General features: G+C 67.0%; 5 protein-coding genes. All 5 read left to right on the top strand.

Going from position 1 to position 6,091, the window contains the following annotated elements:
- Positions 1-1,290 (top strand): hypothetical protein (locus A2J02_RS14625; protein WP_231911464.1); only part of this gene is annotated, 1,290 nt, incomplete at its 5' end.
- Positions 1,287-2,792 carry an SCO6880 family protein gene (locus tag A2J02_RS14620; protein ID WP_068050836.1) on the top strand — a complete coding sequence of 502 codons (1,506 nt, stop codon included), beginning with the start codon at positions 1,287-1,289 and terminating at the stop codon, positions 2,790-2,792. The genes A2J02_RS14625 and A2J02_RS14620, both read left to right, overlap by 4 nt.
- Before the next feature lie 53 nt (positions 2,793-2,845).
- On the top strand, positions 2,846-4,717 hold the full coding sequence (locus A2J02_RS14615) for an ATP/GTP-binding protein (protein WP_068050835.1): 1,872 nt from the start codon (positions 2,846-2,848) through the stop codon (positions 4,715-4,717).
- Positions 4,717-5,055: a hypothetical protein gene (locus A2J02_RS14610; RefSeq protein WP_032386863.1), complete on the top strand. Its 339-nt coding sequence runs from the start codon at positions 4,717-4,719 to the stop codon at positions 5,053-5,055. Before A2J02_RS14615 ends, A2J02_RS14610 begins: the two co-directional genes overlap by 1 nt.
- A partial coding sequence (locus tag A2J02_RS14605; RefSeq protein ID WP_156516227.1) for a M23 family metallopeptidase occupies positions 5,052-6,091 on the top strand: 1,040 nt, incomplete at its 3' end. The genes A2J02_RS14610 and A2J02_RS14605, both read left to right, overlap by 4 nt.

Genomic DNA, 6,091 nt, shown 5'->3' with positions numbered 1-6,091 from the left:
TTCTGCTTGGACTCAGCGTTCAGTGATCATCCCGGTGACGCGTTCTCTACCGCTGTGGACTCCGCAGTCTCGACATTCTGGGGTGACCCGGTCGGGGACTTCGCCAAATCGGTGATGGAAGGCAACACCCAAGCATTCCGATCGGTGATGACCTTCTGGATGTCCTCCGGCATCCCGGGCCTCGCGGCGGAGAACGCGATGTCGGGTCTGCGGAACCTCATCTCCGGGTTCACCGTCGTCGCCCTGTTCGCCTCCATCATCATCGCGATGATCAAGCTCGCGATCGCCCGCAAACAAGCCGTGATGGAGGGGGCAACCGAGACCGCGACCATGTTGGTCCGCACCGTCGTCACCGTGTCACTGCTGCCGATTCTGGTGTTGATGTTCCACCAAGGCGGAGACATCGCCTCGGCATATGCGCTGGAGAAGTTCGTCGGCGGAGATCTGAACGAGAAGATCACTGCCATCACCGCGTTCGACGACAAGACCGGTCTCGGCCCGATCCTGGCGCTCGCGTGCGCTGGGTTCGCGTTCCTCGGGTCGGTCGCCCAATTGATCGCACTGTTGATCCGTGAGGCGGTGCTGTGTGTCGTCGTCGCCGTGATCCCGATCGCCGCCGCATCCTCGGCCACCGGCACCGGGCGCAGCTCCTACAAGTCGATGATCGCCTTCACTCTCGGAGCGTTGCTGTTCAAGCCGGTCGCGACGTTGCTGTACCTGTTCGCGTTCTGGGCGTCCTCGGCGTCGAGCTCCGATCAGATCGCGACGGTCATCATCGGCTCCGTCCTCCTTGCGGTCATCGGGTTCGCCCTGCCCACCCTGATCAAGATCGTCGCTCCCGCAGCGGACACCATCTCTGCCGGTGGCCGGGAAGTGGGGATGCTCGGGGCTGCGGGAGGGGCGGTGATGGGGGCCGGCGGGATGGCCGCTTCCCGCGCTCTCGGTGCCATGGCGAATTCCGTCGCCGGATCCTCGGGTGGCGGCAAGGGCGGGTCTTCGGGTGCGGCCGGTACCGGAGCACGCTCGTCCCCCGGTTTCCAGGGTCGCTACAACGGTGGATCGAGTCCCTCGCACGCGGGCGCATCGTCCGGGCCGATGGGCGCAGCCCGCAGAGTGGGAACGGCCGCTGCGTCGGCCGGCCGCACCGGTACTTCGGCAACTCTGCGCGGCGCAGCAGGGGCACTCAAAGCCGCGGGCACAGTCGGCCGCACCGCGGGATCGGTCTCGTCCACTCTCGGCTCGGCCGCTGAAGGCGCAGTCGGCAACTACCACGGACGGATTCAACGATGAGCGTCCAGCTCGAGGCCCCGTACGAGCCGCCGATCTATTCGGCCGGCAACCGGCCGCAGAGCACGTTCGCGTTCGGCCTGCCGACGAAGGTCATTGCCTACGGTGCAGGGTTTTTCGCGGTCTCGTTCGCAGTCCTGATCTTCGTCCACGTCGTCGTCGGGCTCGCCCTGATGGGAGTCGGCGCGCTCATCCTCACCCCACTGGTCATCGCCCCGAACGGTCGAACTCTCTACGAGACAGGACAACTGAGAATGCAATGGATGCGGCGTAAGCACATCGACAAGTCCACGGAGTACCACGCCGGACCGCACTCGAGGATCCCCGGTGGCCGCTACAAGCTCCCCGGCTTGCTCGCCCGCACCAAGGTCTACATGGGAATCGACCGTCACGGCAACGAGTTCGGGATGATCCACAACCCCGACGATCACCGCTACACCGTCATCTTCGACGCCCTGCCCGGCGGCGACGAAGCGATCGTCCAGCGCGACAAGGACCTCTACACCGCCGACTGGGGTGTCTACCTCGCCGACCTCGGACTGCCCGGCGACATCGTCGGTGCCGTGGTGGTGGTGGAGAACATTCCCGCCACGGGCCTGCGCTTGGCACGTCGCGCCGAACACGAACTCGTCCCCACCGCACCGCCGCTGGCTGCGTCGTTCGTCGAGCAGTCCGCCGTCCGGATGCCCTCGGGTCGCCACCGCACCCTGGCACGGCTGTCGATCACCTTTCGCGCCACCACCCGCGAGCGACAGAAGGACCCCGAAGAGATGGCCACCGAACTGGCCCGCCGTCTACCGGATCTGTACGAGTCGCTCTCCGGGGCCGGGATCGACGCCCAGCCGATGACTGCCGCCGAGATCACTGCGGCCGTGCACCGCTCCTACAACCCCTCGACCGAGAACGACTTCGAGGAACTCGAGATCTCCGGCGAAGAGCACGGCGTGGACTGGGACGACGCCGGACCGGGACGGGCGAAGACCGAGTGGGGTTACTACCGCCACGACGGGGGCGTCTCGGTCGTCTGGGAGATGGCCGCACCTCCCGAGTCGGTGTTCACCGACACCGTCCTCAAACCGCTGCTGCAGCCGCACGACGACATCCCCCGTAAGCGATTGACGCTCGTCTACCGCCCCTACACCGCCGGGGACGCAGCGAAGAAAGTCGACAAGCAACACCGAGACGCCCTGCACGCGATCAACTCTCGCGGCAATAAGATCACCTCCGCCGGGTCGGAGAAGCGCCACGAGATCGCCGAGCAGGCCCGCCGCGAAATGGTCTCCGGAGCCGGATACGAACGCTATTCGGCACTGCTGACGATCACCGTCGGATCGGTCGACGAGATCGCCAACGCGGCCGCTGTCACCGAATCACTCGCCGCCCGCTCCCGCCTGCGACTGCGGCGCGCATTCGCCTTCCAAGACGCAGCGTTCGCCGCCGGCCTCGGCGTCGGTGTCCTCCTGCCCGATCAAATCTCCACCTCGATCCTCGTGCGCCGCAGCTAGAGCGCCGCCGACCGCATCCGGCCCACCCCTGCCCGAGAAAAGAGACACCCACGATGACGACGACCGACCACCGCCCGCGCAGGGACTACGACCCTCGATACGACGAGTACAGGTTCGACGAGTCCGGCCTGTACGAGACGTCAACGCCGCAGCCATCGGCGTTCGTGCGGTGGATCATCGGCGACACCGACTACGCCGAGCTCGCCGCCCTCATCGCCACCGGCGACGCCGAAGAGCCCCCCACGCTGTCCCGGCGCGGCCTCGGCCTGACCCGGTGGCGCAACGACCACCCACGGGCCGAACAAGCCGTCCACGAGGCAGCGGGAGACCCGTGGTGGCGCGCAGCACTGTCGTCGAGCGCACGCGGCCTGAAAGGTGCGGGCGGTGGCCGGATGTCGACCGTCCCGGCCCCGATCGAGTACGAAGCGACCTCGGTGCAGATGTGCGGACTGAACCCGTGGGCGATCGGCGCAGCCGCACCCTCGGCGGGCACCATCGTCGGTCAGCACGCCATCACCGGCAACGCCGTCTCCTGCGATCCGTTCGCCTACTTCCGCGACAAGCTCATCGGAAACCCCTCGATGTTCGTCCTCTCCCTGCCCGGCCTGGGGAAGTCGACACTGATCCGCAAGATCCTCCTCGGGGCGTGCGGCTGGGGACAGACCCCGATCGTCGCCGGCGACATCAAAGGCGAGTACGTCAAACTCACCCACCTGGTCGGCGGGCAGGTCATCACCCTCGGCCACGGCGGTGGACATCTCAACCCCCTCGCCGCCGGAGCCCTCGGCCAGTCCGTCGTCCGCGCGATCGCCGCCCGCGACGAGGCCACCGACCCCGCCCGGATCGCCGAGCTCGACGAGCTGATCGACGTCGCGACCATCACCATCTCCACCCGCCAGATCAACGCCGTCTGCGCCCTGGTCGAGCTGATCCGCTACGACACCCACTCGGTGAAAGCCTTCGAGAACTCCCTGATCGGGATCGCCCTGCGCGAGCTGTACGCCGACGGCGGATTCTCCTACACCCACCCGCCGCTGCTCAAAGACCTCTACACCCGCATCGACGCCGGATCGGCGGACATGCTCCAAGCGGCCTACAAGACCGACCGCGACGGCTACCGCGATGCCATCACCGAACTGATGCAAGCCCTCGGCGCACTGACCTCCGGCCCCCTCGGAGACATCTTCGCCGACCACACCACCGAACCGATCGACCTCGACGCACCGATGATCTGCATCGACGTCTCTTCCCTCGACCGCGGCGACACCACCCTCAAAGCCGCCGTGATGCTCTCCTGCTGGGCCGACGCCTACGGCACCGTGGAAGCGGCGCACCTGCTCGCCGACGCAGGACTGGACCGCCAACGCCTCTTCCTGATGGCCCTCGACGAGCTGTGGCAGGTCATCGGCGCCGGACCGGGCATGGTCGCCCGCGTCAACGAAATCACCCGCCTCAACCGCACCGACGCCACGGGCTTGCTCATGATCACCCACACCGGCCGCGACCTCGAAACCCTGCCCACCGAAGCCGACATCAAAACTGCGAAAGGGTTCATCGACCGTGCCGGCATGGTCGTGTGCGGTGGCCTGCCGATCGGTGAGGTCGAACGCCTCTCCGGGGAGCTGAAGTTCACCGCCGCCGAAGCGGGCATGGTCACGTCCTGGTCCCGCGGGGCAGCGCTACGCGGGTCCGAACGGCGCACCGTCCGCAACCCGATCGGGCGCGGGAAGTTCCTGATCAAGGTCGCCAAGGACAACACCCCCGGCATTCCCATCCAGACGGTGCTCACCGACATCGAGTACGACACCGGGGTCCACGACACCAATGCCCGCTTCGCCGAGTACTTCGCCGGCGGGCAGCACCACGCCGCCGATACCGGTGACGCCCACTACGCGCACGACACGGCACTGGCCGGAGCGCAGTGATGACCGCCGAGTACCCCCGCGCCGAATACCCGGCGCAGACCCGCGCGTGGGCGCTCGAGGAATACGAGAAATCTCGACACAACTATGCATCCCGCGCCGAATGCGTTGCTGCCTTGGCTGTCTCGATCGGGGCGCACGAGAACACCGTGGCCCGGTGGATCAAGGACAAGTACGGCTCGCCTCGTCGCCCCGCAGCGGACGAGGTGGCCGCACGACTTCGTGCCGCTGAGGAGGAGATCACGCGACTGCGTTCGGAGAACCGTTCCCTCAGCGAGCGTTTGGCCGCCCACGCCCCGCGATCGATCGGCGCGGAGTCGATGTCGGCGGCCGCGTTGTGAAAAAGGGCGGCGCGGTCGCTCTGACCGTCGTGCTCGCGCTGGCGCTGTTCGTGGTCCTGTTCGTCACCACCGGTGTGCGCGAGAAAGTGCCGACCGATTGTCTTCCCGGGAAGGGCATTTCCTCTGCTGCGGGAGGGGTTCCGGCCGGGTCGTTCTCCAAGCCGATGAAGACCTCCGATGGCCAGCTGACGAGCCCGTTCGGGTCACGGTGGGGAACGATGCACAAGGGCATCGACCTCGCCGGTCCCGTCGGGACACCGATCTACGCCTACGCCGACGGCATCGTCTCGAAAGCCGGACCCGCCGACGGGTTCGGCATGTGGATCGTTCTCGATCACAACATCGACGGCCAGATCGTCTCGACGGTCTACGGCCACATGTACCCCGACGGCGTTCTCGTGGCTGTCGGGGACCGTGTGACCGCGGGTCAGCACATCGCCGACATCGGCAACAACGGACAGTCGACCGGCGCTCACCTGCACTTCGAGTACCACCCCGGCGGCTGGGCACCCGGCAACGCGATCGACCCCCAACCCTTCTACGACGCCGCCGCCGACCCCGGCACCGGACAGACAGGCCAGACTCCACAATCTCCGTCGACGACCGCACCCGCGCCCTCGACAGGAGGCGGCACCGCCGAGATGGCGGCGCTGCCCGCCGGCATCGGGTCCGAAGAGCACTTCCAGGTCGACACCGTCCGCGTCGCCCGCGCCGTCCACGCGAAGTTCCCGCAGATCACCACGATCGGTGGGTGGCGAGCCGATGGTGGTGGATTCGACGACCACCCCTCCGGGCGGGCGGTCGACGTCATGATCGACAACTGGTCCTCCGAGGAAGGCAAAGCGCTCGGCAACCAGGTCAAGGACTACCTGTGGAGCAACCGCGACTACCTCCAGATCGAATACATGATCTGGCGACAGGAATACATCCCCTCCCAAGGTGAACCGAACACCATGGAGGACAGAGGATCTCCGACCCAGAACCACTTCGACCACGTTCACGTCACCACCGTCGGCCACGGCGCACCGGCACCCGG

It is taken from the genome of Rhodococcus sp. EPR-147 (assembly GCF_001647185.1).
GTDB lineage: Bacteria > Actinomycetota > Actinomycetes > Mycobacteriales > Mycobacteriaceae > Rhodococcoides.
This window is presented reverse-complemented; position numbering and strand designations above follow the sequence as displayed.

What these genes read in the sequence shown, in the direction of transcription:
- A2J02_RS14620 (WP_068050836.1), top strand. Translation starts at nt 1,287, where the DNA reads ATGAGCGTCCAGCTCGAGGCCCCGTACGAGCCGCCGATCTATTCGGCC.
- A2J02_RS14610 (WP_032386863.1), top strand. Translation starts at nt 4,717, where the DNA reads ATGACCGCCGAGTACCCCCGCGCCGAATACCCGGCGCAGACCCGCGCG.
- A2J02_RS14615 (WP_068050835.1), top strand. Translation starts at nt 2,846, where the DNA reads ATGACGACGACCGACCACCGCCCGCGCAGGGACTACGACCCTCGATAC.